Annotated in this window: 18 protein-coding genes and 1 pseudogene; 10 read left to right on the top strand and 9 right to left on the bottom strand. The window is 69.1% G+C overall.

The window, feature by feature from the left end; translation table 11 throughout:
* Positions 1 to 316 precede the first annotated feature (316 nt).
* The 4 genes from ACTMTI_RS47480 to ACTMTI_RS47465 all read left to right on the top strand — a co-directional run bounded on the left by ACTMTI_RS47480 (position 317) and on the right by ACTMTI_RS47465 (position 8,294).
* Positions 317 to 3,043, top strand: a complete 2,727-nt coding sequence (locus ACTMTI_RS47480) for a beta-L-arabinofuranosidase domain-containing protein (protein ID WP_441127460.1) — start codon at positions 317 to 319, stop codon at positions 3,041 to 3,043.
* A 5-nt stretch (positions 3,044 to 3,048) separates the two neighbouring features.
* A complete protein-coding gene (locus ACTMTI_RS47475; protein WP_441127459.1) occupies positions 3,049 to 5,061 on the top strand; it encodes an RICIN domain-containing protein in 2,013 nt (670 codons plus the stop codon).
* Between the two features lie 73 nt (positions 5,062 to 5,134).
* Positions 5,135 to 6,589, top strand: a complete 1,455-nt coding sequence (locus ACTMTI_RS47470) for a non-reducing end alpha-L-arabinofuranosidase family hydrolase (RefSeq protein ID WP_441127458.1) — start codon at positions 5,135 to 5,137, stop codon at positions 6,587 to 6,589.
* A gap of 133 nt (positions 6,590 to 6,722) precedes the next feature.
* The gene (locus ACTMTI_RS47465) at positions 6,723 to 8,294 is read left to right on the top strand and encodes a cellulose binding domain-containing protein (RefSeq protein ID WP_441127457.1); all 1,572 of its coding nucleotides are present in this window, start codon (positions 6,723 to 6,725) and stop codon (positions 8,292 to 8,294) included.
* 37 nt (positions 8,295 to 8,331) lie between these two features.
* On the opposite strand, the gene ACTMTI_RS47460 is transcribed toward ACTMTI_RS47465, so the two are convergent.
* From ACTMTI_RS47460 to ACTMTI_RS47435, 6 genes are all read right to left on the bottom strand, one after another.
* Positions 8,332 to 8,925 (bottom strand): DedA family protein, encoded by a 594-nt coding sequence (locus tag ACTMTI_RS47460; protein WP_441127456.1) that lies wholly within the window; start codon positions 8,923 to 8,925, stop codon positions 8,332 to 8,334.
* Between the two features lie 207 nt (positions 8,926 to 9,132).
* Complete coding sequence (locus tag ACTMTI_RS47455) at positions 9,133 to 10,596, bottom strand: sensor histidine kinase (protein WP_441127455.1); 1,464 nt, start codon at positions 10,594 to 10,596, stop codon at positions 9,133 to 9,135.
* Entirely contained in the window at positions 10,593 to 11,273 is a 681-nt protein-coding gene (locus ACTMTI_RS47450) for a response regulator transcription factor (RefSeq protein ID WP_441127454.1), read from the bottom strand. Before ACTMTI_RS47450 ends, ACTMTI_RS47455 begins: the two co-directional genes overlap by 4 nt.
* Before the next feature lie 87 nt (positions 11,274 to 11,360).
* On the bottom strand, positions 11,361 to 13,289 hold the full coding sequence (locus ACTMTI_RS47445; RefSeq protein WP_441127453.1) for an ArnT family glycosyltransferase: 1,929 nt from the start codon (positions 13,287 to 13,289) through the stop codon (positions 11,361 to 11,363).
* Positions 13,286 to 14,725 carry a glycosyltransferase gene (locus ACTMTI_RS47440; RefSeq protein WP_441127452.1) on the bottom strand — a complete coding sequence of 480 codons (1,440 nt, stop codon included), beginning with the start codon at positions 14,723 to 14,725 and terminating at the stop codon, positions 13,286 to 13,288. Before ACTMTI_RS47440 ends, ACTMTI_RS47445 begins: the two co-directional genes overlap by 4 nt.
* Before the next feature lie 41 nt (positions 14,726 to 14,766).
* On the bottom strand, positions 14,767 to 16,047 hold the full coding sequence (locus tag ACTMTI_RS47435) for a glycosyltransferase 87 family protein (RefSeq protein ID WP_441127451.1): 1,281 nt from the start codon (positions 16,045 to 16,047) through the stop codon (positions 14,767 to 14,769).
* A gap of 367 nt (positions 16,048 to 16,414) precedes the next feature.
* Between ACTMTI_RS47435 and ACTMTI_RS47430 the strand changes: the two genes are divergently transcribed.
* From ACTMTI_RS47430 to ACTMTI_RS47410, 5 genes are read left to right on the top strand one after another with little or no spacing between them, the layout of a single operon-like run.
* Positions 16,415 to 17,107 (top strand): DUF998 domain-containing protein, encoded by a 693-nt coding sequence (locus tag ACTMTI_RS47430; RefSeq protein WP_441127450.1) that lies wholly within the window; start codon positions 16,415 to 16,417, stop codon positions 17,105 to 17,107.
* Positions 17,104 to 18,108: a DMT family transporter gene (locus tag ACTMTI_RS47425; RefSeq protein ID WP_441127449.1), complete on the top strand. Its 1,005-nt coding sequence runs from the start codon at positions 17,104 to 17,106 to the stop codon at positions 18,106 to 18,108. The genes ACTMTI_RS47430 and ACTMTI_RS47425 overlap by 4 nt, the downstream gene beginning before the upstream one ends.
* Positions 18,003 to 19,196 (top strand): glycosyltransferase, encoded by a 1,194-nt coding sequence (locus ACTMTI_RS47420; RefSeq protein WP_441127512.1) that lies wholly within the window; start codon positions 18,003 to 18,005, stop codon positions 19,194 to 19,196. Before ACTMTI_RS47425 ends, ACTMTI_RS47420 begins: the two co-directional genes overlap by 106 nt.
* Entirely contained in the window at positions 19,168 to 19,872 is a 705-nt protein-coding gene (locus ACTMTI_RS47415; protein WP_441127448.1) for a response regulator transcription factor, read from the top strand. Before ACTMTI_RS47420 ends, ACTMTI_RS47415 begins: the two co-directional genes overlap by 29 nt.
* Complete coding sequence (locus ACTMTI_RS47410) at positions 19,869 to 21,035, top strand: sensor histidine kinase (RefSeq protein WP_441127447.1); 1,167 nt, start codon at positions 19,869 to 19,871, stop codon at positions 21,033 to 21,035. The genes ACTMTI_RS47415 and ACTMTI_RS47410 overlap by 4 nt, the downstream gene beginning before the upstream one ends.
* 180 nt (positions 21,036 to 21,215) lie before the next feature.
* Here the strand turns inward: ACTMTI_RS47410 and ACTMTI_RS47405 are convergent, their stop codons facing one another.
* From ACTMTI_RS47405 to ACTMTI_RS47395, 3 genes and pseudogenes are all read right to left on the bottom strand, one after another.
* The gene (locus ACTMTI_RS47405; protein WP_441127446.1) at positions 21,216 to 21,875 is read right to left on the bottom strand and encodes a response regulator; all 660 of its coding nucleotides are present in this window, start codon (positions 21,873 to 21,875) and stop codon (positions 21,216 to 21,218) included.
* Positions 21,872 to 22,981, bottom strand: a pseudogene (locus ACTMTI_RS47400) (sensor histidine kinase); the annotation flags it as partial. The pseudogene ACTMTI_RS47400 and the gene ACTMTI_RS47405, both read right to left, overlap by 4 nt.
* Positions 22,980 to 23,108: a hypothetical protein gene (locus ACTMTI_RS47395; protein ID WP_441127445.1), complete on the bottom strand. Its 129-nt coding sequence runs from the start codon at positions 23,106 to 23,108 to the stop codon at positions 22,980 to 22,982. The gene ACTMTI_RS47395 and the pseudogene ACTMTI_RS47400, both read right to left, overlap by 2 nt.
* A 46-nt stretch (positions 23,109 to 23,154) precedes the next feature.
* Between ACTMTI_RS47395 and ACTMTI_RS47390 the strand changes: the two genes are divergently transcribed.
* Entirely contained in the window at positions 23,155 to 23,385 is a 231-nt protein-coding gene (locus ACTMTI_RS47390; protein WP_441127444.1) for a hypothetical protein, read from the top strand.
* Positions 23,386 to 23,485: the final 100 nt, after the last annotated feature.

Genomic DNA, 23,485 nt, shown 5'->3' with positions numbered 1-23,485 from the left:
CCCTCATTGACTCCGGGCCTGACCGTCGGATGTACTCCGCGACAATACGCTCCATGGAGTAGGCCACACAGCTTTCTGCAGGATCGGATGTTAGCGCTAACGGGTTGTCCCTCTGCGATTCGGTAACGGAGCCCTGGATGTCCCCATTCATTTCCCGCGACGGCACAGGAGCCGAGACGGCCACGGTTCCGCATGACTTCATCAGCGACTTGTTAGCGCTAACACGCCGCCCGAGAGCGGCCTCTCCGAGGGCCTGACCCGGCGAAGACGTGACCGGCGGCGGCCGGTCACCACCCCCATCTCCAAGGAGCTCCGCATGTCCTTGAGCCGTCGTCAGCTCTTCCAAGCCACAGGCGCGACCGCCGCGCTCTCGGTCGCCGGCCAGGTCGCCGGCACATCCCCCGCTCTGGCCGCACTCCCCTGGGCCAGATCCGACATCGGCGTCTCGGCCTACGAGTTCGACCTCGGCCAGGTCCGGCTGACCTCCGGCCGCCTGCCGGACAACCAGAACCGCACGCTCAACTACCTGCGCTTCGTCGATGTCGACCGGCTGCTGTACGTCTTCCGGGCCAACCACCGGCTGTCCACCAACGGCGCGGCGGCCAACGGCGGCTGGGACGCGCCCAGCTTCCCATTCCGGTCCCACATGCAGGGCCATTTCCTGACGGCGTGGGCGCAGGCCTACGCCGCGCTCGGCGACACCACCTGCCGGGACAAGGCCGACCACATGGTGGCCGAATTGGCCCGATGCCAGGCCAACAACGGGGCCGCCGGATTCACCAGCGGCTACCTGTCCGGTTTCCCCGAGTCGGACATCACGGCCGTGGAGAACCGCACGCTGACCAACGGCAACGTGCCGTACTACTGCATCCACAAGACTCTGGCCGGGCTGCTGGACGTCTGGCGGCTGATCGGCAACACCCAGGCCCGGACCGTGCTGCTGGCCCTGGCAGGATGGGTGGACGCCCGCACGTCGCGACTCAGCTCAAGCCAGATGCAGGCCATGCTCGGCACCGAGTTCGGCGGCATGAACGCCGTGCTGACGGACCTGTTTCAGATGACCGGCGACTCCCGCTGGCTGACCACGGCCCAGCGGTTCGACCACGTGGTCGTGTTCGACCCGCTGGCCGCAGGCCAGGACCGGCTCAGCGGGTTGCACGCCAACACCCAGGTGCCCAAGTGGATCGGGGCGGCCCGCGAGTACAAGGCGACGGGCACGACCCGCTACCGTGACATCGCCGTCAACGCCTGGTCCATCACCGTCGGCGCGCACACGTACGTGAACGGCTCCAACAGTCAGGCCGAGCACTTCCGCGCCCCCAACGCGATCGCCGCCCACCTGACCAGGGACACCGGCGAGGCGTGCAACACCTACAACATGCTCAAGCTGACCCGGGAGCTGTGGCTGCTGTCGCCGGCGCGGGCCGATTACTTCGACTACTACGAGAGCGCCCTGCTCAACCATCTGATCGGGCAGCAGAACCCGGCAGACGCACGCGGGCACGTCACCTACTTCACCCCGCTCAACCCCGGCGGACGCCGGGGTGTCGGCCCGGCCTGGGGCGGAGGCACCTGGAGCACGGACTACAACTCCTTCTGGTGCTGCCAGGGCACCGGGATCGAGACCAACACCAAGCTGATGGACTCGATCTACTTTCACAACGGCACCACCCTGTTCGTGAACCTGTTCGTGCCCTCCACGCTCAACTGGAGCCAGCGCGGCATCACGGTCACCCAGACAACCTCCTACCCGGTCGGCGACACCACGTCGCTGCAGGTCACCGGCGACATGGGCGGATCGTGGACGATGCGCATCCGCATCCCGGCCTGGACCCAGGGCGCGACGATCAGCGTCAACGGAGTCCAGCAGAACATCGCCACCACGCCGGGCACCTACGCCGACCTCACCCGGTCGTGGGCGTCGGGCGACACCGTGACCGTGCGGCTTCCCATGCGGGTGATCATGAAGGCCGCCAACGACAACCCCGGCGTGCAAGCCGTCACCTACGGCCCGGTCGTGTTGTCGGGCGACTACGGCAACACCAGCCTGTCGTCGGCCCCTGCCCTGACCTCCTCCTCGATCACCCGGACCAGCACCTCCTCCCTGGCCTTCACTGCCACGGCCAACGGAGCGTCGGTGCGGCTGGGGCCGTTCTACGACGCTCACGACCACAATTACGTCGTCTACTGGAACACCGGTGGCCAGGGCGGCACCGGCGCGGCGAGCTTCCGGCTGGTCAACGCGGCCAGCGGGCTGGCCCTCGGCATCCAGAACATGTCCACGGCCGACGGCGGCCTGGCCCTCCAGTGGACCGACAACGGCACCGCCGACCACGACTGGGTCCCGGTCATCGACGGCAGTGCCCTGCGGTTCCGCAACGTCCACAGCGGCAAGGTGCTCGGCGTCGAGAACATGTCGACCGCCGACAACGCCCGGGTGCTCCAGTGGGGTGACACCGGCACCGCCGACCACCGCTGGACGATCAGCGACGTCGGCGACGGCTCCGTCAAGATCCGCAACGTCCACAGCTCCAAGCTGCTCGGCATCCAGAACGGCTCGACCGCCAACGGCGCCCAGGTGGTCCAGGACTCCGACAACGGCAGCCCGGACAACCAGTGGCGGTTCGTGCCGAACGGCGCGCGGCGTATCCAGAACGTGGGCACCGGGATGGTGCTCGGCGTCACCGGCATGTCCACGGCCGACGGCGCGCTCGTCGTTCAGTGGGGCGACACCGGCACCGCCGACCACCTGTGGACGGCGATCGCCGACACCGGCGGCTACCTGAGGCTGCGCAACTCCAATAGCCAGAAGGTGCTGGGCGTGGAGAACATGGGCACCGCTTCCGGATCGCGCGTCGTGCAGTGGGCCGACCACGGCACCGCCGACCACCGCTGGCGGCTGCGCTACGGGTCGGGCGCCGCCTTCCGTATCCAGTGCGCCAACGGCGGCCGGGTCCTCGGCCTCGGCGGCACCTCGCAGGGCGCGCAGGTCGTGCTCGCCGACGACAACGGCGTGAACAACAACCTCTGGAGGTTCTTGTGAGGCGCGTGCTCGCGATTTTCTCGGCGCTGCTTCTCGTGGGCGTCTTCCTCACGCCCCAGGCGTCGGCCGCGACGGTCGACACCAACGCGTGGTACGTCCTGGTCAATCGCAACAGCGGCAAGGCCCTGGACGTCTACAACCTGTCCACCGCCGACGGCGGCCGGATCACCCAGTGGAGTCGTAACAACGGCAACCAGCAGCAGTGGCAGTTCGTCGACTCCGGCGGCGGCTACTACCGGCTGAAGTCCCGCCACTCCGGCAAGGTCCTGGACGTCTACAACTTCTCCACCGCCAACAGCGCGAACATCGTCCAATGGGCCGACCTGAACGGCACCAACCAGCAGTGGCGGCTGGCCGACAGCTCGGACGGCCATGTGAGGTTCATCTCGCGCCACAGCAACAAGGCCCTGGAGGTCCAGGGCGCCTCCACCGCCGACGGCGCCAACATCGTCCAGTACGACGACTGGGGCGGCAACAACCAGCAATGGCAACTCGTCCAGGTCGACGGCAACCCGGATCCGGGCGGTACCTACACCAACCCGGTCGTCTGGCAAGACTTCGCCGACGGCGACATCATCCGGGTCGGCGATGCCTACTACTATTCGGCCTCGACGATGCACTACTCGCCGGGCGCGCCGATCCTGCGCTCCTACAACCTCGTCGACTGGGAGTACGCCGGGCATTCGGTCCCGAGGCTCGATTTCAACTCGGGCGCCTACGACCTCAACGGCGGCCGGGCGTACGTGAAGGGCATCTGGGCCTCGACCCTGAACTACCGGCCCAGCAACAGCACCTACTACTGGATCGGCTGCGTCGAGTTCAACCGGACCTACGTCTACACCGCCTCCGCCGTCGACGGCACGTGGACCAAACGCTCGCAGATCAACAACTGCTACTACGACGCCGGCCTGCTGATCGACACCAACGACACCATGTACGTCGCCTACGGCAACGGCACCATCAGCGTCGCCCAGCTCTCGGCCGACGGGCTCAGCCAGGTGCGCGCCCAGCAGGTGTTTCAGACCCCGAGCAGCGTCGGCACCCTGGAGGGCGCCCGCTTCTACAAGCGGGGCGGCTATTACTACATCTGGCTGACCCGCCCCGCCAACGGCCAGTACGTGCTCCGCTCCACCTCCCCGTGGGGACCGTACGAGATGCGCCAGGTCCTGCTCGACATGCCCGGCCCCATCCCCGGCGGCGGCGTCCCCCACCAGGGCGGGCTCGTCCAGACCCAGAACGGCGACTGGTACTACATGTCGTTCGTCGACGCCTACCCGGGCGGCCGCGTCCCGGCACTCGCACCGATCACCTGGACCGGCGACTGGCCGACCGTGCAGACCGTCAACGGCGGCTGGGGAGTCAACTACCCGAAGCCGAACATCCAGACCAGCCAAACCGTGGCGTCCATGATCGGCCCCGACACCTTCTCCTCGGGCAGCCTCGGGCACCGCTGGGAGTGGAACCACAACCCCGACACCAGCCGCTTCTCCACCGGCAACGGCCTGCGCCTGCAGACCGCGACCGTCACAGGCGACCTCTACAACGCCCGTAACACGCTGACCCACCGCATCCAGGGCCCGTCGTCGACGGCGACGATCGAGCTCGACTACTCGCAGATGGCGGGCGGCGACCGCGCCGGGCTGGCCATGCTGCGCGACCAGTCCGCCTGGATCGGCGTCAAACGCGACAACGGCGTCGATCGGGTCGTGATGACCAACGGCCTGACCATGAACAGCTCGTGGCAGACCACCGGCACCGGCACCGAGGCGGCGAGCGCGACCATCTCGGGCGGCCGGATCTGGTTGCGGGTCAGCGCCGACATCCGGCCGGGTTCCGGCAGGCAGGCCCGCTTCTCCTACAGCACCGACGGCAGCACCTTCGTGAGCCTCGGCCCGGCCTTCACGTTGAACAACGCCTGGCAGTTCTTCATGGGATACCGCTTCGGGATCTTCAACTACGCCGCCCAATCCCTCGGCGGCGCGGTCACCGTGCGCCGCTTCGACCTCACCACCCCCTGACCCAGCACGCCGACACAGGAAGGCACCAACCAGCAATGGCAACTAGTGCATGTCGGATAAATCGGAGCGCATCATGAGATTCAGATCCTTATCCGTTCTCGCGACGGTGGCCACGTTACTGGCGAGCCTGTTCGTCGCCCTTCAGGTTCAGGTGGCCAACGCGGCCACCGTCGACACCAATGCCTGGTACGTCCTGGTCAACCGCAACAGCGGCAAGGCCCTGGACGTCTACAACCTGGCGACCAACGACGGCGGGCGCATCACCCAGTGGACCAGGAACAACGGCAACCAGCAGCAGTGGCAGTTCGTCGACTCCGGCGGCGGCTACTACCGGCTGAAGTCCCGCCACTCCGGCAAGGTCCTGGACGTCTACAACTTCTCCACCGCCAACAGCGCGAACATCGTCCAATGGGCCGACCTGAACGGCACCAACCAGCAGTGGCGGCTGGCCGACAGCTCGGACGGCCATGTGAGGTTCATCTCGCGCCACAGCAACAAGGCCCTGGAGGTCCAGGGCGCCTCCACCGCCGACGGCGCCAACATCGTCCAGTACGACGACTGGGGCGGCAACAACCAGCAATGGCAACTCGTCAAGGTCGACGGCGGCAACCCCGGTGAATGCAACGATCTTCCGTCGACGTACCGCTGGACATCGACCGGCCCGCTGGCGCAGCCGAAGTCGGGATGGGTCTCGCTCAAGGACTTCACCGTCGCCCCCTACAACGGCAGGCACCTCGTCTACGGCACCACGCACGACTTCGGGACGAGGTGGGGCTCGATGAACTTCACCCCCTTCACCAACTGGTCCGACATGGCCTCGGCCAGCCAGAACGCGATGTCGGCCTCCACCGTCGCACCCACGCTTCTCTACTTCGCCCCGAAGAACATCTGGGTGCTCGCCTACCAGTGGGGCGGGACCGCCTTCTCCTACAGGACCTCCAGCGACCCCACCAACCCGAATGGCTGGTCATCGCAGCAGGTGCTCTTCTCCGGAAGCATCTCAGGCTCCAACACAGGCCCCATCGACCAGACGCTCATCGGTGACAGCACGAACATGTACCTGTTCTTCGCCGGCGACAACGGCAAGATCTACCGGGCCAGCATGCCCATCGGGAACTTCCCGGGCAGTTTCGGCTCCACATCGACGGTGATCATGAGCGACACGACGAACAACCTGTTCGAAGCCGTTCAGGTCTACAAGCTGCAGAACCAGAACCGCTACCTCATGATCGTCGAGGCGATCGGCTCGCGGGGCCGCTACTTCCGCTCGTTCACCGCCACCAGCCTGAACGGTTCGTGGACGCCGCAGGCCGCCACCGAGAGCAATCCCTTCGCCGGCAAGGCCAACAGCGGCGCCACCTGGACCAACGACATCAGCCACGGCGAACTGATCCGCACCAGCGCCGATCAGACCATGACCGTCGATCCCTGCAACCTGCAGCTGCTCTACCAGGGACGCGACCCCAACTCCGGCGGCGACTACGGCCTCTGGCCCTACCGGCCGGGTCTGTTGACATTGCAGCGCTGAGGGCGTGACACGGGTCCGGCCGGATGTTTCTGACGTTCAGCGCGGTCCCCGGCGCCTGACCGGCGAGCTCATGGGATGGAGCGGCGGCCCGTCCCATGGGCTCGCCCCTTCCATCCGTTGAGGAGAGACAGCAATGAGAAGGAAACCAACGCGCATCCCTCTGGCCTCCGCCGTCACCGTGCTTCTGGCCCTGGCGGCGGGAGCGGTGGCGGTCGGCTCGGCCGTCCCGGCGCGGGCACTGGACAACGGCGTGGGCCGTACCCCGCCCATGGGATGGAACACGTGGAACACGTTCGGCTGCAACATCAACGAGACGCTGATCCGGCAGACGGCTGATGCGCTGGTCAGCTCCGGCATGCGTGATCTCGGATACCACTACGTCGTGGTCGACGACTGCTGGTTCGATCCCAACCGCGACTCGGCCGGAAACCTCCGGGCCAACCCGTCGCGGTTCCCGAGCGGGATGAAAGCTCTCGGCGACTACCTGCACGCCAGGGGCCTGAAGTTCGGCCTCTACCAGGCACCCCTGGACCGGACCTGTGCCCAGTACTTCGGCGCCTATCCGGGCGCGACCGGAAGCCTCAACCATGAGGTCCAGGACGCCCGGCAGTTCGCCGCCTGGGGCGTCGACTATCTCAAGTACGACTGGTGTTCTCCCACGGGCACCATCGACGACCAGGTGCGCACCTTCGCGAAGATGCGCGACGCGCTGGCGGCGACCGGACGGCCCATCCTCTACAGCATCAACCCCAACAGCATCCATGCGAAGACCGGGCCGCAGCGTGATTGGGGCGACGTCGCCAACATCTGGCGTACGACGGAGGACATCACCAACGCCTGGAACACCGGCCAGGCCAACGGATACCCGATGGGCATCCAGAACATCGTCAACGTCAACGTCCCCCTCGCGGCCAACGCCCGGCCGGGGCAGTTCAACGACCCCGACATGATGGTCGTCGGCAGGGGCGGCATGACCGACACCGAGATGCGCAGCCACTTCGCCCTGTGGGCCGTCATGGCCGCCCCGCTGATCGCCGGGAACGACGTCCGCACCATGGACAACCCGACCGCGACGATCATGAAGAACCAGAACCTGATCGCCATCAACCAGGACCCGCTCGGCCTCCAGGCGGTCCAGATCAGCAACGACGGGACCCGGCGCGTCCTGGCCAAGCGGCTGAGCAACGGCGACGTGGCGGTCGCGCTGTTCAACCAGGGCGGCAGCACCACCACGGTCAGTACGACCACCTCTGCGATCGGCCTGCAGGGTTCCTCGTTCACCTTGCGCGACGCCTGGACGAACGCCGTCAGCACCACCACCGGCGCCATCTCGGCCGCCGTGCCGTCCCACGGCACCGTCGTGTTCCGGGTCAGCGGCGGCACGACCCCGACCGAGCAGCCGGGAGCCTGCGCGGCGGCGTACCGGCTGGTCGACAGCTGGGGCGGCGGCTTCCAGGGTGAAATGACCGTCACCAACACCCGGTCCTCCAGCCTCAACGGGTGGACCGTACGGATGACCCTGGCGGGCGGGCAGACCATCACGAACCTGTGGAACGGCGTGAACACCGGCTCCAGCGGCGCCATCTCCGTCAAGAACGCCGACTACAACGGCACGGTCACGCCCGGCGGGTCCGCCACGTTCGGGTTCACCGCCAACGGCAGCGGAGCGAGCGCGCCGACCGGCGTGAGCTGCACCAGTCCCTGAGCCGTCCAGCGTCACCGCGCCCAGCTGCCGCAGGCCCTCAACGGCGAGCCGTATGCCGGCCCTTGCGCCGCTCGGCCAGCCGTACCCCGACGAAGACCAGCACCGCCGCCACCACCATGGCGATCACCACGTTCGAGCCGATGCCGACGTAGGTCTCGACCAGCGACCAGTTCTCGCCCAGGAAGTATCCGGCCAGCACGAAGATGGTGTTCCAGATCAGGCTGCCGGCCGTCGTCAGCAGGGTGAACGTGGGCAGTGGCATCCGCTCCACGCCGGCCGGGACCGAGATGAGGCTGCGGAAGAGGGGGATCATCCGGCCGAAGAAGACCGTCTTGCGGCCGTGGCGCTGGAACCAGGCCTCGGTCTTCTCGATGTCGGAGGCCTTCACCAGCGGCAGCTTGGCGGCGATGGCCAGGACGCGCTCGCGGCCCAGCAGCGCCCCGATCCAGTACAGCGCCAGCGCGCCGATCACGGAGCCGAGGGTCGTGAACACCAGCACGTCCAGCAGGCCCATCTCGCCCCGGCTGGCGGTGAAACCCGCCAACGGCAGGATCACCTCGCTGGGCAGGGGCGGGAACAGGTTCTCCAACGCGATCGCGAGGCCCGCCCCAGGGGCCCCGAGAGTCTCCATCAGTCCAACGAGCCAACCAGTCATGAGGGCAAGGCTCAACGACGAACGTGGGAACGACCTGGGAAAGCGCTGTGATTCATCCGTCAGTGCACCCATAAAGCCGCTCACCGCCCGATGTGAGCACGCACTTACGGCTCTGCTCGATCCAACGGGGTCACTGCAGTCCGGGAATTTCGGTCGGAGACTGATGCCCCCCGCTCCCCCGGCCTAGGACCAGGGAAGCAGCACGGTGAAGTGAGCGCCTTCGCCGGGCGCCGTCCTGAGTTCGACGCGGCCGCCGTGGGCCTCCAGGATCGCGGCGGTGATGGCCAGGCCGAGTCCGGTGCCGCCGCGGGTGCGGGAGCGGGCCTCGTCGACCCGGTAGAACCGGTCGAAAATGTTCGGGGCGGCCTCCAGCGGCACGCCAGGTCCTTCGTCGATCACTTCCAGCACGACGCGGCCGCGCGATTCGAGGCTCCCCGCCGCGGCCACAGGTGGTCCGGGCTGTTCGGCGGGCACGTCTACGCGGACGTGTACGGGCGTGCCGGGCGGGGTGTGGGCCATGGCGTTGCTGACGAGGTTCGTGATCACCTGGCGCATCCGATGTTCGTCCACCGTGACGCGGACCGGTTTGTCGGCGCTCTCCAGGATCAGCGGCCGCTCCGGGTCGCGGGCTTTGGCGTCGTGCACGGCGTCCTCGACGAGCGTGCGGATGTCCAGTTCGGCCAGGTCGAGCGCGCGTTCCTGGTCCAGCCGGGCCAGCAGCAGCAGGTCGTCGACCAGCCGGCCCAGACGGATCGCCTCGTCCTCGATCCGGCCCATCAGCCGGTCCACGTCGGCCCGGTCCGGGGCGCCGCCGCGGCGGTTCAGCTCGGCGAAGCCGCGGATCGACGTCAGCGGGGTGCGCAGTTCGTGCGAGGCGTCCATGACGAACCTGCGCAGCCGCGCCTCGGACTGCTCCCGTTGGCGCAGCGCGGCGGAAAGCCTGCCGACCATGGTGTTCAGGGCGCCGCCGAGCCGGCCGACCTCGGTACGTGAATCCGACGCGACCCGCAGATCGAGGTGGCCGCCCGCGATGTCCTCCGCGGTCTTCTCGATCTTGGTCAGCGGCCGCAGTCCCAGCCGTACCAGCAGGAACCCACCCACGCCGAGGGCGAGCAGCACGGTGATCCCGACCCCGGCCTCGATCCAGATCAGCCGCGTCACGGTCACCTCGGTGGTCTCCGTCGACTGTGCGGCCACGACGATCCGCGGCCCTTCGGGCGTCGTCCGCCGCGACACCAGGACGCGCCACCCGGCGCCGCCCCGCCTGTCGTCGACCGTGAACGGGCGCTCGTCGTACTGGCCGATGGTGGTCGAGTTGATCATCGGCAGTACCGGCCCGTCCGCGGTGACCGGGGCGGACAGCTCCGGCGTCCCGTTGTCGTAGAGCACCAGGACCGCGAAGTCCGTGGGCAGACCGTCGGACTGGCGCTGAAGGTCGTCCGGCGACGGCGACAACCCTACCGGGCGGCCGTCCACCCGCTGCGCGAAGTCCCTGAGCTGGTCGTCCATCCGGTCGATCATCGACGTGCGGAGCAGCACGACGCTCGCGACCCCGATGGTGCCCACGCCGACGGTGGCCAGCACCAGCAATACCATGATCAGGCGCGCCCGTAGTGTCCACGGTCTGCGCCACCGGTTCTTGCTCAACGCTCTTCCCTGGGCAACCGCAGTGAGTAGCCGACGCCCCGGATGGTGTGGATCAGCGGCGGTTCCACCGAGTCGATCTTGCGGCGCAGATAGCTGATGTACGACTCGACGATCCGGCCGTCCCCGCCGAAGTCGTAGCTCCACACCCGGTCGAGGATCTGCGCCTTGCTGACCACCCGCTCGGCGTTGACCATCAGGTACCGCAACAGGTTGAACTCCGTGGGCGACAGCGGCACCAGCCGGCCGGCCCGGTGGACCTCGTGGGCGTCCTCGTCGAGCACGAGATCGGCGTACCGGAAGGTGCCGCCGTCCGGCGGGACGTCAGCGCCGCCGTTGGTGCGCCGGAGGATCGCCCTCAGCCGCAACACCACTTCCTCCAGGCTGAAGGGCTTGGTCACATAGTCGTCGCCACCGGCCGTCAGGCCCGCGATCCGGTCCGCCACGGCGTCGCGTGCGGTCAGGAAGAGCACCGGCAGCTGGTCGTGCACCGTACGGAGGCTGCGGGCGAGGTCGAAGCCGTCGGTGTCGGGCAGCATCACGTCCAGGATCACGATGTCCGGCCGGACGCGCCGGACCGTGGCCAGCGCTTCGGCTCCGCAGTCCGCCGCGTGCACGGTGAACCCGCTGAGCCGGAGCGCTGCCGACAGCAGCTCCAGGATGTTCGGTTCGTCGTCCACTACGAGGACAGTTGCCTCACCACGCTGCTGATCCACCTGACCAGGGTCGAAGACGAACCTGGGAACTTCCTGGGAACACGCTGTGAGTCATCCGACCGTGCACTCGTGAAGCGTCTCGCCCTCGCCGATCGCGGTGAGCACGGGCTTGCAGTGCTGCTCGATCCACTTGGACCGCTCGATGACCCTGTTGTCGTCCCCCATCCCGCCGCCGGCCAGCCCGCCGATGAGCACGAACCGCAGCTTGCCCGCCCGCACCCACGCGGTCAGCTGGTCCGTCGAGGGCGCCGGGTCGCGGCCGTCGAACCCGCCCATTCCGATGACGGTCTCGTCGGTGGCGACGATGTACGTGTTCGCGGCCTGGGCGCCGCCCTCGACCGCCATCGTGATCTCGGCTCCGGACGAATGTGACTTGGCGTAGTCCAGGATCTTGCGTTGGTCCGCGGTGAGTTCCCCACCGTCCAAGCCAATCGGCATCTCGTTGTCCGCCGGCCCCGCGGCCGGCAAGCTCGCGGGGGCGGTGGAGGCGAACGCACTGGCCCCCGACCACACGGCAGGTGCCAGCAACACCGCGACGAGCCCGAGCACGGGTGCCACCCTCTGGATCTTGCGCAGCGCCAAGGCCAGGATCGCGGCCAGCGCGACGATCACCACCGCGTACCGCAGCCAGCCGTGCCACGAGGTGTCCCGGGAGATGACCACCCACGCCCACACCGCGGTCACCGCGACGCCGGCGGGCAGCACGAGCCAGCTCCGTCCCTCGGGCTCCCGGTACTTCCGGAACGCCCACACTGTGCCCGCACCGACGAGTGCTCCGATCGCGGGTGCCATGACGGTGGTGTAGTACGGGTGGAAGACGCCTTTCTGGAAGCTGAACACGAGGGCGTACACCAAGAGCCAGCCGCCCCACAGCACCCAGCCCGCGCGGTCGGCGGTGTCCGCCGGGGCAGACCGGCGCCACCGCCGGAAGCCGAGCACCGCCGCGACCACCAGCGCGATCAGCGCCAACGGAAGCAGCCAGCTGATCTGCCCGCCGACCGCGTCGGCGAACATCCGATCGATACCGGACGGGCCGCCGAACGACGGGCCGCCGGGGCCGCCGGGGCCGCCGGGGCCGCCTCCGCCCGGCGGGGGCGTACCGGTCGCCGCCCCGCCGTTCGCCGTTCCTTCAGCGCCGAACACGCGGCCGAGCCCGTTGTGGCCCAGCACCAGGTCCAGGGCCGTGCCGTTGGTGCTGCCGCCGATGTACGGCTTCTGGCCGGGCCACAGGTCGACCGCCGCGACCCACCACAGTGAACTCGCCACCAGCACCACGGCCGCACCGGCCAGGTCGAGCACCTGACGGCGCCAAGGCGCCTTGTTGCCGACCAGGTAAGCGGCGAAAAGGGCAGGAAGGACGATGTACGCGGCCGCCATCTTCGCCAGGAAGCCGCAACCGACCAGGAAGGCCGTGAACAGCAGCCACTTCGTCCTTCTGCCTGGTTCCACCGCTTTCATCGCCCGGGTGAAGGCGTAGGCCGCCGCGACGAGCGTGAGGAGGAGCATGGTGTCGGTGTTGTTCGTCTGGGTGGTCGCCACGGTGATCGGGGTGAGCGCGAAGATCAAGGCGGCGATCAGCGCGGCGTTCTCCCCCGCCCACATCCGGACCGTCCGGTGCAGCAGGAAGATCGCCGCGACGCCTTCGATCACCTGCGGCAGCAGCACGGACCAGTTGTGGAAGCCGAAGATCCACACCGAGACCACCTGCGGCCACAACGCCAGCGGCGGTTTGTCCACCGTGACCACACCGGCCGGGTCGTGCGAAGCGAACAGGAAGTTCGTGAAGTTCAACGACATCGACTTGACCGCGGCGGTGTAGTACGTGTTGCCCCAGCTGCCGCTCCACAGCCCCCAGCCGTACAGCGCCGCCCCCAGCACGAGGATCGCGATGAGCGCGTACCGCGGCCGGCGCCTGGCAGGTTGCCCTGCCGGTTCGATGGGCACTGTCTGCTCCGCTTGGCCAGTGTCGGCGGCGGTCATGTGTTTCCCTTTCCCTGGTTGAAAACCCAGCCACGCAGCAGGACGAACCGGCCGGCCGTGCCCAGCACGGACGCGCCGAGCAACACGACCAGCTCGAGGAGTCGCGAAGGCCCGGCCACTGCGGAGTGCAGGACCAGCAGCGCGCTCGAGGTGAACGCGTAGTAGAGACCGAAAACGATGAGACCTTGCAGGTGCACCCGGCTCGACGAGCCACGGGAGCCGAGGAACGTGAACCGCCGGTTGGCCTCGGTGTTGACCATCGTGGTGATCACGAGGGCCAGCAGGTTGGCCGTCAACGGGTCCATCGCCGACCGGAAGAGCGCGTAGAGCAGCAGCGTGACCGCCGTGGACAAGACGCCGATCGCGCCGAACGACAACAGTTGCCAGACCAGACCGGTGTCCCGTCTGGACACCACCGCGTCCGGGTGGGACGGCTTGGGTTCCGGACGCCTCGGCAGGTCGGCGACTCTCGCTGTGCCGCCGGCTTTCGCCCTCGCCACCCGGATCAGGCCGCGAATGTCCTCGAGCGCGGTCGACCCGATCTTGACCCGGGTGTCGATGTCCTCGACCCAGTCGACCGGCACCTCGTGCACCCGCAGTCCGTTGTGCTCGGCCAGCAACAGCAGTTCGGTGTCGAAGAACCAGTTGTCGTCCTTGATGTGGTCGAGCAGCGGGCGGATCACGTCCGTGCGCGCGGCCTTGAATCCGCACTGGGCGTCGGAGAACGTCGCGCCGTGGCTGAGCCGGATGATCGCGTTGTAGCACCGGGAGATCAACTCACGCTTGGGGCCGCGCACGGTCCTCGCGCCCGAGGCCAGCCGCGAGCCGATCGAGACGTCCGAGTGGCCGTTGACCAACGGGGCCACCAGGGGCAGCAACGCGTCCAGCCCGGTCGACAGGTCGACGTCCATATAAGCGACCACGTCGGCGTCGCTCCATTGCCACGCCGTGCGCAGGGCGCGGCCACGGCCTTTCTCGTCGAGATGAAGCACGCGGACCTGATCCGTCGTTTCGGCCAGTTCGTCGGCGATCGCCAGGGTGGCGTCGGTGCTGGCGTTGTCGACGATGGTGATGGTCCACTCGAACGGGAACTGTTCGCCCAAGTAGGACTTCAGGACTTCCACGCAGCCGCGCAGCGCGCGTTCCTCGTTGTACACCGGGATCACGACGTCGACCGTGGCGGCTTTTGTCGCACCGGTCAGGTCCGGCGGGGTCGCCGGGGCTGGAGTGCTAATCATGAATAAAGGTTTGCCAGGTGCAACCGCGAGGAGGCTGGGCGGAACCTCAAAGGAGCCTGTGAGCCTGCGATATTCATCGACATTCTCCGATGACAGGTTCGTGTCATGGCGCGAGACCCGTTCAGCGTCCAAGCGCTTGAATCGGCTTTGCACAACGGAAATGCCGGTATGGGTATCAGCGCGCCCGGCCGCTGACATTCTCCGTCGGCCGGCGCGGGGATTCCTGCGTACTGAGCGCATCATGAGTCGGTGTTTCCGGTGTTTTCTGTGCTCCCGGCGCGGGAGTTCCGGCGGAACTCGCGGAATGTCGCCCACAGTATGGATACGACCGCGACCGCCATGAGCGCGGCGAGGATCCGGAACTCCAGGGTCGGCGCGTACATCTTCGCCATCGCGTCCGCGAGGACCCCGGACGCGGGGTCACCGCCGGGAGACGCTGCGTCTCCGCCGGGAGGAGGCTCGCCGGTGGACATCTCCCCTGGCGAGTCTCCAGGAGGCATCGAATCCGCCGCCGGGAACAGCACGGGGAGATAGGCCAGGAACGAGGCCACCTGGACGAGGACAGGCACGTACCAGAGACGGCGCGGCAGGTAGAACGCAGCGATCACGGCGAGTACCTCGGCCAGATAGAAGTAGCGCTCGTGCATCGACGGCAGCAGGAACGGCATCAGGACGGCCGAAGTCGCCCCCATCAGCACGATTTTCGCCGTCGTCAGCTGCACTCGGCTGAGCAGTACGCCGAGACACAGTCCGACAATCACCAGCCCGGTCACCGCGACACCGATGGGCCGGATCACCGCCGCGTCGGCGCCCGCCGGGAGGAACTGGTAGATCGACGGCGCGTTCAGCGACAGCGCCGAATACGAGCCCACTTGCTGCGCGTACACCGACAGCAACTGTCCCAGGGGCGCTCCGGCCAGCAGCGCCGGCACGTCCAGCAGCAGGACGACCCCGGGGACGGCCAGCAGTGCCCGCCACGGCATCCACTTCTTCAGTACCAGCACCAGGAGCAGCGGGAACAGGAAGACCGCCTGCAGCTTGAAGGCCAGCGACAGGCCGAAGAAGACGCCGGCCGCCCACGGCCGCCGGCGAAGGAGGAAGTACACGCCGCCCAGGCCGAACGCGGCGTAGATGGAGTCGGCCTGCCCCCACATCCCGCTGTTGGTCGCCACGGTGGGGAGGAACAACACGATGAGGGCGGCCAGTGGCGGTAACCAGCGGCCGATGTGGCGCAGCGCGACGATGCGGTAGGTGAAGTACGCCAGTACCAGGTCGAACGCCACCGAGATGATCTTGATTCCGGCGAGCGGGGGTATCGGCAGATAGGTCAATAACGTGATCAGGTACAAATAAGGGACGTTGTAGTCCGCAAAACGGTGCTTGAGGGCGCCCAATCCACCATGCGTGGAAATGAAGTCATACCAGCTTTTCACAAAGAATTTGTAGTCGAAGGACTCGTGGCCGAACATGGCGACCCTGGCCACGACCGCGATCACGACCGCAGCGGCCACCAGCCCCATTCGGCGGAATGTTCGTTTCCGATTCTCGTCGCTGTCGACGGATTCCGATTCTGCTGACACGCCGCGACCGTAGAGCGCCTTTGTGTGAGTTACCTGGAAGTTGTGCGAGTAAACCCTGAGAACCGGTCTTCATGGCCCGGTCTCGGCTGCCTGTCGCCGGGTTTAGGAAAGTCTGTTTTCGCGAAGACGCCGAGGTCGAACGGATCTGCGGCGCCGACTGCGGTGAGATCAGCAGCGAGCGCCCGCTTTCTGGGGCGGGCGGCTCCGGCGGGCACGCGCGCCCCGGCCAGGACACGGCGCCTGCTTCACGGAAGCTTCACAGTCGAAGTCGTACGCGCAACATGATGTCCCTGTTCGCTGTCGTGGTGTGGACAGCTTTCCCCTCACCCGAAAACTCGTGGTCGCGGCGCACGCCGGGCTGGCCGGGGCGCTGGTCGGCGCCGCCGCCCTGCACCTCGGCTGGGCGAAGCAGGTGGACACCGTCCGGAACGTGTTCAGCGACTACGCGCTGAGCGACGGCGCGGACCAGATCTTCGTCGGCACCGTGGCCTGTCTGTCGATGGGATCGACGGCGCTGGTCGCCGGACTCGTACGGTCCAGGCTGCCGGTCGGCGCGCCGGCGCTCGCCCTGCTGGGCGCGTGGTGCGGCGGGCTGGCGCTCGCCGTGGTCTTCCCGACCGACCCGCCGGGCGTCCCCACCGTAGAAGGGTTGTTGCACCGGTACGCGGCGGGCGGAGCCGTGGCGGCACTACCGGCCGCCACACTCCTGATCGCCCGGCGGCTGGGGCAACGGCCCGGCTGGCAGACGACGGCGCGGTCACTGCGCCGTACCTCCTGGGCGAGTGTGGCGGGCTGCGTCGCTTTCATGTGCGCGCACCTGTGCGTCATGACCCCCGACCCGGCGCCGCTGGTCCAGGAGATCGGCAGCTGGCTGGGGCTGGCCGAGCGGATCACCCTCGCCCTGGAGATGAGCCTGCTGTTCATCCTGGCCGGCGCGGTGGCGGCGAACCGGGAAGACAGACAGGCCGGCGCGGTGGCGGCGAGCCGGGAGTGCACATGACCTGGCTCGCCATCGGCCTGGCGGTCCTGAACGCCTGCTGCTTCACCGCCGGGACCTGGCTGCAGCACAGCGCGTCGGCGGGTGGCGCGTCCCTGGCGGCCGCGCTGCGGCGGCCCCGCTGGCTGGCGGGGCTGGCGCTGCTGGCGGCGGGGGCGGTGTTGCAGGTCATCGCGCTGCGACTGGCTCCGGTGACCGTGGTCGAGCCGGCCGGGGTGCTCGGGATCGTGATCAGCGTGGTGTGGGCGCTGCGGCTGCGACGCGCCCCGCTGCGCTGGGACACCGGCCGTGCGCTGGCGGCGATCCTCGTCGGGACGGGCGGCTTCGCGGTGCTCGCCGCGTTGAACACCGTCCCCCGCCCGGTCCCCGTGGCGGCGCAGATCCAGGCCGGTGCGCTGGTCTTCGCCGTGATGGCCGTCTGCCTGCTGGCCGCCCATCCGCTCAGGGGCCGGGCCCGGTGCCTGGTCCTGGGCATAGGCGGGGGTGCGGCCTACGGCTGCACCTCTACGCTGGTCCGGGCCGCGACGGAGGAGTTCCTCGCGCACGGCGTCAGCGCGCAGCTGTTCGGCACGCTCGCCGGTCTGGCGGCGACGGTCCTGGCCGGTTTCTGGTTCGTGCAGCGCGCGTACGCCGACGGCCCGCCCGAGAGCACGGTGGCGACCCTCACCGTCGTGGACCCGCTGGTCGCCGTCACCATCGGCATCGGCGTGCTCGGCGAGGCGCCCGGCCTGACCGTGCCGATCATCGCCGCGGGGCTGGTCTTCGCCGCCGTCGCGATCGGCGGGGTCGTCGGCCTCTCCGGCGACATCCCCACCCAGCCGCCGCCCCCTTCACACCCTTCGTCCCCTTCTTCCTCTTCGCACGACAGGAGCACCTCATGCCCGGTCCCGTCCGGCGTATCGTCATCGGCGCGGACACCTACCCGCCCGACGTCAACGGCGCCGCGAACTTCGCCCACCGCCTGGCCACCGGACTCGCCGGCCGAGGCCACGAGGTCCACGTGATCTGCCCCGCCACGGGCGCCGGTCCCGAGCGCGTCACGCCCGATGGCCCGACCGTGCACCGGCTCCCCTCACACGGCACCCCGTTCCATCCCACCTTCCGGGTCTGCCTGCCCTGGCAGATCCGCAGCCCGGCCGCCCGGCTGCTGGAGCGGATAGCACCCGACGTCGTCCACGTGCAGTCCCACTTCGCCGTGGGCCGGACACTGATCAGAGCCGCGCGGCGCGCGGACCTCCCGGTGGTGGCGACCAACCACTTCATGCCGGAGAACCTCGTCGGCCACACCTCCCTTCCCGGCTGGCTCGCCGCCCCCACGTGCCGGCTGGCCTGGCGCGATTTCGTACGCATCTTCCACCGCGCCCAGGTCATCACCGCCCCCACCCCCAGCGCCGTGCGGCTGATGCGCAGGCACGGTCTCGTCGGTGACGCCGTCTTCCCGGTGTCCTGCGGCCTGGACCTGCACCGCTTCGCACAGCACACGGCGAAGAACCAGGGCGAGGGACTACGCGTGCTGTTCGTGGGCCGGCTGGACGCGGAGAAGAACGTGGGCGAACTCCTGCGCGCCCTGCCGCTGCTGCCCACGTGGCTACCGGTCACGGCCGAGATCGTGGGCGACGGCTCCCGCCGCCGTGAGCTGGAGGACCTGGCCCGCGCACTCGGCGTCGCCGACCGCGTCACCTTCCACGGCCTGGTCGGCGACCAGGAGGTCCTGGACGCCTACGCCCGCTGCGACGTGTTCTGCATGCCCGGCACCGCCGAACTGCAGAGCCTGGCTACGATGGAGGCCATGGCCGCCGGAAAGCCCGTCGTCGCCGCCGACGCCACGGCGCTGCCCCATCTGGTGCACCAAGGACGCAACGGACTGCTCTTCCCGCCCGGCGACGTCCCGGCCCTGGCCGAAGCCCTCGGCTCGATCCTGGACGACCCCGAAGGCCGGACGCGCATGGGCGAAGCCAGCCGTGAGATCGTCGCCCGCCATGACATCGAGCACACCCTGGACACCTTCGAAATGCTCTATCGGGAAGCGGCCAAGCTCACGACGGCCCGTGGCAGGGAGAACCATGAGCACACAGCGCATTCTGGTCGTTGACGACGAACCCAAGATCCGGATGACGCTGCGCGGCTATCTGGAGGCGGACGGCTTCGAGGTCCTGGAGGCGGCGGACGGCCCGTCCGGCCTCGCCTCGGCCGTCCGCGAGCAGCCTGACCTGATCGTGCTGGATGTGATGCTGCCCGGCCTGGACGGGTTCGAGGTGCTGCGCCGGATCCGGGCGATCCGCCAGGTTCCGGTGATCCTGCTCACCGCCCGGACGGAGGAGGTGGACCGGGTCATCGGCTTCACCGCGGGCAGCGACGACTACGTCACCAAACCGTTCAGCGCCCGTGAGCTCGCCCTGCGCGCGCGGGCCATCCTGCGCCGCGCGGAAGGCCCGGCCCAGGCCGCGGAGGAACGGACGCTGCGCTTCGACGGCCTGGTCATCGACCCCGACACGCGTACGGTGACCTGCGACGACGACCGTACGGTGGAGCTGTCCGCGCTCGACTTCGACCTGCTGGTGGCCCTGGCCCGCGCGCCGGGCCGGGTGTTCACCCGCCACGGGCTGATCGAGCACGTATGGGGCAGCGACTTCTTCGGCGACGAACGCGTGGTGGACGTCCACGTCCGCACGCTGCGGCGGGCACTCGGCGACGACGCGAGTGCGCCCCGGTTCGTGGGCACGGTGCGCGCCATCGGCTACCGCTTCCTCGCCCGTCCCGCCGTATGACCCGCCCGCCCCGTCGCCGGAGGACCGCCTGGGCCGGCACGCTGCGCAGCGCGGTACGACGGCTGCCGGCGCTGCCGCTGACCATCCGCCTGACGCTGTCCCACATGACGGTCCTGGTCGTGTCGCTCGTGGTGATGGACGCCACCTCCGGAGTGATCGGGCCCCCGGCGCCCCTCACCGGGCGTACCGACTTTGAAGCACTGGTGGCCGCGCTGGCCAGCCAGGACGAAGGAAACATCGCTTTTGAGATGGTCCTGCCCGCACTGACCGCCGGCATGATCTCGGCGCTCGCCCTGTCCCTCGTGTTCTCCCGGTTCTTGCTCCGGCCGTTGCGCCAGGTCAGCGCGGCGACCCACCGCCTCGCCGACGGACACTACGACGACGTTCTCAACGTCCCCCGCGAGCCGGGACTCGCCGCACTGGTCGAGGACGTCAACCGGCTGGCCGCCGCACTCGCCGACATCGAGCGGCGCCGCGCCCGCCTGGTCTCGGAGATCGCCCACGAGATGCGCACCCCGATCACCATCCTCAACGGCCAGATCGAGGGAATGGCCGACGGCATCTTCACCCCCGACGACGCCATGTTCGCCTCCCTCACCGACGATCTCACCCGGCTGCGGCGTCTCACGGACGACCTGTCCAACCTCTCCCGGGTCGAGGAGGGCGCGTTCACCCTGCGGCACTCGCTCACCGACATGACGGCCCTGACACAGACCACCGTCGAAAAGCTGCGTCCCCAGTTCGACGACGCCCAGGTCACGCTCGTCATGACCCCCGGCCCGCCGGTCGAAGCCCTGCTCGATCCGGGCCGCATCGCCCAGGTGCTGGTCAACCTCCTGGGCAACGCCCTGCGTGCCTGCGACCCCGGTGGCCGGGTGTCGGTCACCGCGCGCACCGGCGACAGCCCGGCCCCGCACGTGGAGATCACCGTCCAGGACGACGGGGTCGGCATCGCCGCCCACGACCTCACCCGGATCTTCACCCGGTTCGAACGCGTCGAGCACCCCGGGCGCCCGGCCCCCGCGGGCGGCAGTGGCATCGGCCTGACCATCGCGCGCGGCATCACCCGCGCCCACGGCGGCAACATCACAGCCACCTCCGGGGGTTTGGGCCAAGGGGCGACCTTCACCGTCCGCCTGCCGCTGGCGCCGCCAGGCGCCTAGGCCGTCTTCCGGCCATGGTCTGTTGCCGCCGCACAGGTCAGTTCCCGCTGAAATCCGGCCACAACGTCTGTGAAGGGAATGGAGGCGGACTGGTGAGCGAGAACCAGCACGACACATGTGTGATCGGGGCGGGGCCCGCAGGGCTGCCGACTATCCGCCGGCCTGCCGCTGCGGTCGGGGTCAGGTCACCAGGCCGTTGCGGTAGGCGTAGACCACCGCCTGGACGCGGTCCCGCAGGTCGAGCTTGGTGAGGATGCGCGACACGTACGTCTTGACGGTTTCCTGGCTGATCACCAGCGTCGCGGCGATCTCGCTGTTGGACTGGCCGTCGGCGATGAGGCGTAGTACCTCCAGCTCGCGGGGGGGCAGCCTGGTGTCGTCCGGCGTGCCCTCGGCGGGCCGGATCCGCGCCGCGTACCGGCCGACGAGCTGCCGCGTCACCTCGGGTGCCAGCAGCGCGGCGCCTGTCGCGACGGTGCGGATGCCGTGCAGCAGCTGCGCCGGTGGGGCGTCCTTGAGCAGGAACCCGCTCGCCCCGGCGCGCAGCGCCTCGTATACGTACTCATCCAGGTTGAACGTCGTCACCACGAGCACCTTGACCGGATGCTCCACCCCGGCGCCGGCCAGCAGGCGGGTCGCCTCGATGCCGTCGAGCACCGGCATCCGCACGTCCATGACCACGATGTCCGGGTTGAGCCGGCGGGCGAGGTCGACCCCGGCGCGGCCGTCCGCGCACTCGCCCACCACCTCAAGGTCGGGCTGTGCATCGATGATCGTCGCGAAGCCAGTGCGGATCAGCGCCTGGTCGTCGCAGATCAGCACCCGGAGCGGGGCGGTCACGGGCTCCCGGCGGGGATGCGGGCCCGTACGACGAAGCCGCCGCCCGCCTGCCGGTCAGCGCTGAACTCGCCGCCCAGGGCGTCGACCCGCTCGCGGAGCCCGTCCAGGCCCCGCCCGCTCCCGCCGGGAGAGCCGGCCCGCGAGCCGGATCCCTCGGTGCTGACGTCCACGGTGATCTCCTTCTCGCCATAGCGCATGCGGACTACGGTGCGGCTGCCGTGGGCGTATTTGAGGGCGTTCGTCAGGGACTCCTGCACGACCCGGTAGGCCACGAACTCGGCGCTTCCGGCCGACTCCGCCGGCCTGCCCTCCTCGGTGAACTCCACCGGCTGACCGGCCTGACGGGTCTGCTCCACGAGGGTGTGGAGTTCGCCGACGGACGGCGTCCTGACGTCGGTGTCGTGGTCGGGGTTGAGCAGGTCGAGCAGGTGCCGTAGGTCGGCGATGGCGCGCCGGCCGGTGTCGGTGACGGCGTTCAGGGTCGCGTCGAGGCGATCGGGCACGGCGGTCAGGTAGCGTGCCGCCTCGGCCTGCACGACCATCGCCGTCACGTGGTGGGTCACGACGTCGTGGAGTTCGCGGGCGATGCGGGTGCGCTCGGCGGCGCGGGTGGCCTCGGCGACGTGGCGGCGGCGTTCGGCCTCGGCGGCCCGGGTGGAGCGCAGCCAGGCCCCGATGCACCACGCCAGGACCAGCGTCAGGTAGAAGACCACAAATCCCTCCGGCCGTTCGGGCGCGCCGAGCCGGTCGAGCGCGACCGCCAGCGGCACATACGCCGCGGACAGCAGGAGCACGGTGGCGCGCCGGTGATGTTCCAGATAGGCCGCCGCGCTGATGAGCGCGATGGGCAGGGCGGTGCCCGCGAACGCGTGGTAGGCACGGATCTGGTCGAGGGCGAAGCCGAGCGACACCAGGGTGAGGCAGACGGCCGGCCACCGCCGGCGCACGGCGAGCGGGAGGCCCTCCAGGGCGACCACCATGACGGCGAACGCGTCGAGGGGGCGGACCGGCAGGTCGCCGACCTGCGTCCCCTTGCCGTGCAGCGCCGGGACGAAGGACACGGCGATCATCAGCAGCGCGAACGGTGAATCCCGGACCGTGACGTCACAGGTTGCCGCGCCGGCGGGCCAGCCAGATGAACACGATCGTCAGCAGCACGCCGGACACCACCGTGTACAGGCTCGCCTCCGGCCCGAACGCGCCGCCTGTGAGCAGGGCCGGCCCCGATGTCACCCCGTCCAGCAGCCCCCGGATGGCCGACGCGCCGCTGGTGACCTGCGTGCCCGTGCATGATCATCGCTTCGGGCCCTGCACGCTGCCGGACGAGGTCACTCCCGACAGCGCGGACTGGCACAGGGGCGGCTGTTACTGGGGCGACCCCGGCTACCACGTGCTCGTTTGCGAAACCAGGGGCGGCAACCGGGAGGGGTACTACATCCGTCGCGAGGACCGCCGCCGCAGCCGCCACCAGGCGCGCCGCGAGTTGCGCGCCTATCGCGGTGAAGACTGATAGAAGGCGGACGGGGCGCTCGCTTACGCGTCCTGACGGTGACCGCCGCCGTAGGCAGATGATCCCACCGAACGGTGCAGGCGATCCTTCCTTCAGACGG

The organism is Nonomuraea sp. H19 (assembly GCF_052068215.1).
Taxonomy (GTDB): Bacteria; Actinomycetota; Actinomycetes; order Streptosporangiales; family Streptosporangiaceae; genus Nonomuraea.
The sequence above is the reverse complement of the archived record's forward strand: the minus strand, read 5'-3'. Positions and strand labels throughout refer to the sequence as shown.